Below are 3922 nucleotides of genomic sequence, written 5' to 3' on the forward strand. Positions count from 1 at the left end.
TGTTGGAGTAGGAATGACAGTCGCCTATCACCCCCTCCGCAGATCCGTACGTGCGCTCCTAACGCATACGGCTCCTGCCTTGGGTCGTAACGATCAGACGCTGGTCTGGGTACGGGTGGCATATGTGAGTGGGAGGCAGCCAGTGCAATGCGAGACGAGCCATTCGCTCCAAGGTCAGCCGACTGGTTTGGCTACGACGGCGCAACGTGCGATACCACAGGCGGGCAATACAGCCACGGAAACGCCCGAGGCGCGCTCCGTTTCGTGGCACGCCGAAGTACCGTACATGCCCAGCCACCACAGCGCGCAGATACCGCCCCTGCTCCGCAATGGTCCGGTGCATGCGCCGTCGCAACTGTTCCTTGACTGCCTGAAGCTTGGCTCGCATTCGTTTGACGCTGGTCACTCGCAGAACCGCAAACCTGCCCTTGCGAGTCTTCCCGCAACAATGCGTAAAGCCCAGGAAGTCGAAGGTATGCGGTTTGCGTCTGCCGCGACGTCGGCAGTTCTCGCGCGCAAAGCGCCCGAACTCGATCAGCCGCGTCTTGCGCTCGTGCAGCTTCAGGCCGAAGCGGGCCAGCCGTTCGGTCACTTCACGCTGGAAGCGCTCTGCGTCTCGCACGTACTGGAACCCCGCGACCCAATCGTCGGCATACCGCACCACGATCATGTCGCCTTCGGCGTGCCGCGCACGCCACTGCTTCACCCACAGGTCAAACGCGTAATGAAGATAGATGTTCGACAGGAGCGGCGAGATACTGCCGCCCTGAACCGTACCGATTTCACTCTGCGTCAACCTGCCGTCTTCCAGCACACCGGCATGCAGCCATTTCTTGATGAGCCGCACCACCCGTGTGTCCGCCACTCGGTGCTCGATGAGTCTGATCAGCCAGTCGTGTTCGATTGTGTCGTAGAACTTGCTGATATCCGCATCGAGTATCCAGTTCACCTTTCTGCGCTCGATACCCACGCTCACAGCGTCGAGCGCGTTGTGCGCGCTTTTGCCGGGACGAAAGCCGTAGCTGAACCCGACGAAGTCCTGTTCGTAGATCGCGTTGAGCACCTCGACCGTCGCAAGCTGGACGAGCTTGTCCTCCAGCGCCGGCACGCCCAGCGGGCGCTTGCTGCCGTCTGCCTTGTCGATGTACACGCGTCTGACAGGCTGGGGCCGGTAGGCCCCTCGGGCCAGCCGGTCGGACAGGTCCAGAAGCCGCGCTTCGAGGTCCAGTCCGTACGACTGCCATGTCTCGCCGTCCACCCCGGCTGCCGCCTTGCGCTCCAGCGCAAGGTAGGCTGCCCGCAGGCGGTCGACCGCGTAGATGTGATGCATCAGGGTGGTGAACTTCGCACCCGGTCGGCCTCTGGCCGTCTGTCGTATGCCGTCGAGCGCCGTTCCCATGTCATATTCCCGCCCCGAACTGCGGGACATGTGCGCCGCGACTGCATTTCCCTTGGCCTGCCGCCTTCCCTCCACCGCCTCCGCCGCTGCCGGAATTTCACCTGCAGCCTTGTTCGGCAGCTTCTCAGGTACTACGCAGCAGTCCGACTTCCCGCGCCCGTGGCTCATCGTCGTACACCCTCAGGCTTCACGATGCGCACTGCACCCGGCGCTTCCCAGCGGGGTGCAATAGAGTGCGGGATCTCCCGGTTCCCGTGTGAGATGTTTCCGCGCGTGCGCGGGGTCTCAGACCGCGCGGGGTCCAGCGCTGCCTCGCCAATGCGGCAGCGCCGGTGTGGCCTTCGGCTTGTGTCCACAGCCTCGACACCCCGGTCGGCCCGTGCATTGCTGCACGGGGCAAATATTTCGCGGCTCAATACCCGGCCTGCGCGTACCCCTGTCAACGCTTCGCCTGCATCCTCACGGATACACACGCATGACTCGGGGCCGCCGTGGCTGGCTAGGCCTTCAACGTATGACTCTTTCATTCACAACACCTCACCGGTTTTGACCGGCGCACGTTGGAGTAGGAATGACAGTCGCCTATCACCCCCTCCGCAGATCCGTACGTGCGCTCCTAACGCATACGGCTCCTGCCTTGGGTCGTAACGATCAGACGCTGGTCTGGGTACGGGTGGCATATGTGAGTGGGAGGCAGCCAGTGCAATGCGAGACGAGCCATTCGCTCCAAGGTCAGCCGACTGGTTTGGCTACGACGGCGCAACGTGCGATACCACAGGCGGGCAATACAGCCACGGAAACGCCCGAGGCGCGCTCCGTTTCGTGGCACGCCGAAGTACCGTACATGCCCAGCCACCACAGCGCGCAGATACCGCCCCTGCTCCGCAATGGTCCGGTGCATGCGCCGTCGCAACTGTTCCTTGACTGCCTGAAGCTTGGCTCGCATTCGTTTGACGCTGGTCACTCGCAGAACCGCAAACCTACCCTTGCGAGTCTTCCCGCAACAATGCGTAAAGCCCAGGAAGTCGAAGGTATGCGGTTTGCGTCTGCCGCGACGTCGGCAGTTCTCGCGCGCAAAGCGCCCGAACTCGATCAGCCGCGTCTTGCGCTCGTGCAGCTTCAGGCCGAAGCGGGCCAGCCGTTCGGTCACTTCACGCTGGAAGCGCTCTGCGTCTCGCACGTACTGGAACCCCGCGACCCAATCGTCGGCATACCGCACCACGATCATGTCGCCTTCGGCGTGCCGCGCACGCCACTGCTTCACCCACAGGTCAAACGCGTAATGAAGATAGATGTTCGACAGGAGCGGCGAGATACTGCCGCCCTGAACCGTACCGATTTCACTCTGCGTCAACCTGCCGTCTTCCAGCACACCGGCATGCAGCCATTTCTTGATGAGCCGCACCACCCGTGTGTCCGCCACTCGGTGCTCGATGAGTCTGATCAGCCAGTCGTGTTCGATTGTGTCGTAGAACTTGCTGATATCCGCATCGAGTATCCAGTTCACCTTTCTGCGCTCGATACCCACGCTCACAGCGTCGAGCGCGTTGTGCGCGCTTTTGCCGGGACGAAAGCCGTAGCTGAACCCGACGAAGTCCTGTTCGTAGATCGCGTTGAGCACCTCGACCGTCGCAAGCTGGACGAGCTTGTCCTCCAGCGCCGGCACGCCCAGCGGGCGCTTGCTGCCGTCTGCCTTGTCGATGTACACGCGTCTGACAGGCTGGGGCCGGTAGGCCCCTCGGGCCAGCCGGTCGGACAGGTCCAGAAGCCGCGCTTCGAGGTCCAGTCCGTACGACTGCCATGTCTCGCCGTCCACCCCGGCTGCCGCCTTGCGCTCCAGCGCAAGGTAGGCTGCCCGCAGGCGGTCGACCGCGTAGATGTGATGCATCAGGGTGGTGAACTTCGCACCCGGTCGGCCTCTGGCCGTCTGTCGTATGCCGTCGAGCGCCGTTCCCATGTCATATTCCCGCCCCGAACTGCGGGACATGTGCGCCGCGACTGCATTTCCCTTGGCCTGCCGCCTTCCCTCCACCGCCTCCGCCGCTGCCGGAATTTCACCTGCAGCCTTGTTCGGCAGCTTCTCAGGTACTACGCAGCAGTCCGACTTCCCGCGCCCGTGGCTCATCGTCGTACACCCTCAGGCTTCACGATGCGCACTGCACCCGGCGCTTCCCAGCGGGGTGCAATAGAGTGCGGGATCTCCCGGTTCCCGTGTGAGATGTTTCCGCGCGTGCGCGGGGTCTCAGACCGCGCGGGGTCCAGCGCTGCCTCGCCAATGCGGCAGCGCCGGTGTGGCCTTCGGCTTGTGTCCACAGCCTCGACACCCCGGTCGGCCCGTGCATTGCTGCACGGGGCAAATATTTCGCGGCTCAATACCCGGCCTGCGCGTACCCCTGTCAACGCTTCGCCTGCATCCTCACGGATACACACGCATGACTCGGGGCCGCCGTGGCTGGCTAGGCCTTCAACGTATGACTCTTTCATTCACAACACCTCACCGGTTTTGACCGGCGCACGGACACG

General features: G+C 63.3%; 2 protein-coding genes. Both read right to left on the reverse strand.

The annotated features are described in order from the left end of the window. Positions 1 to 58: 58 nt before the first annotated feature. Positions 59 to 1567 carry a group II intron reverse transcriptase/maturase gene (gene ltrA, locus AWB81_RS40980; protein WP_062644150.1) on the reverse strand — a complete coding sequence of 503 codons (1509 nt, stop codon included), beginning with the start codon at positions 1565 to 1567 and terminating at the stop codon, positions 59 to 61. A gap of 448 nt (positions 1568 to 2015) precedes the next feature. Continuing rightward, complete coding sequence (ltrA, locus tag AWB81_RS40985) at positions 2016 to 3524, reverse strand: group II intron reverse transcriptase/maturase (RefSeq protein ID WP_062644150.1); 1509 nt, start codon at positions 3522 to 3524, stop codon at positions 2016 to 2018. Positions 3525 to 3922: the final 398 nt, after the last annotated feature.

This window comes from Caballeronia arationis (assembly GCF_001544975.2).
Lineage (GTDB): Bacteria > Pseudomonadota > Gammaproteobacteria > Burkholderiales > Burkholderiaceae > Caballeronia > Caballeronia arationis.

Excerpts from the sequence above, each read along its gene's own strand:
- ltrA (WP_062644150.1), bottom strand. The coding sequence starts at position 1,567 with ATGAGCCACGGGCGCGGGAAGTCGGACTGCTGCGTAGTACCTGAGAAG.
- ltrA (WP_062644150.1), bottom strand. The coding sequence starts at position 3,524 with ATGAGCCACGGGCGCGGGAAGTCGGACTGCTGCGTAGTACCTGAGAAG.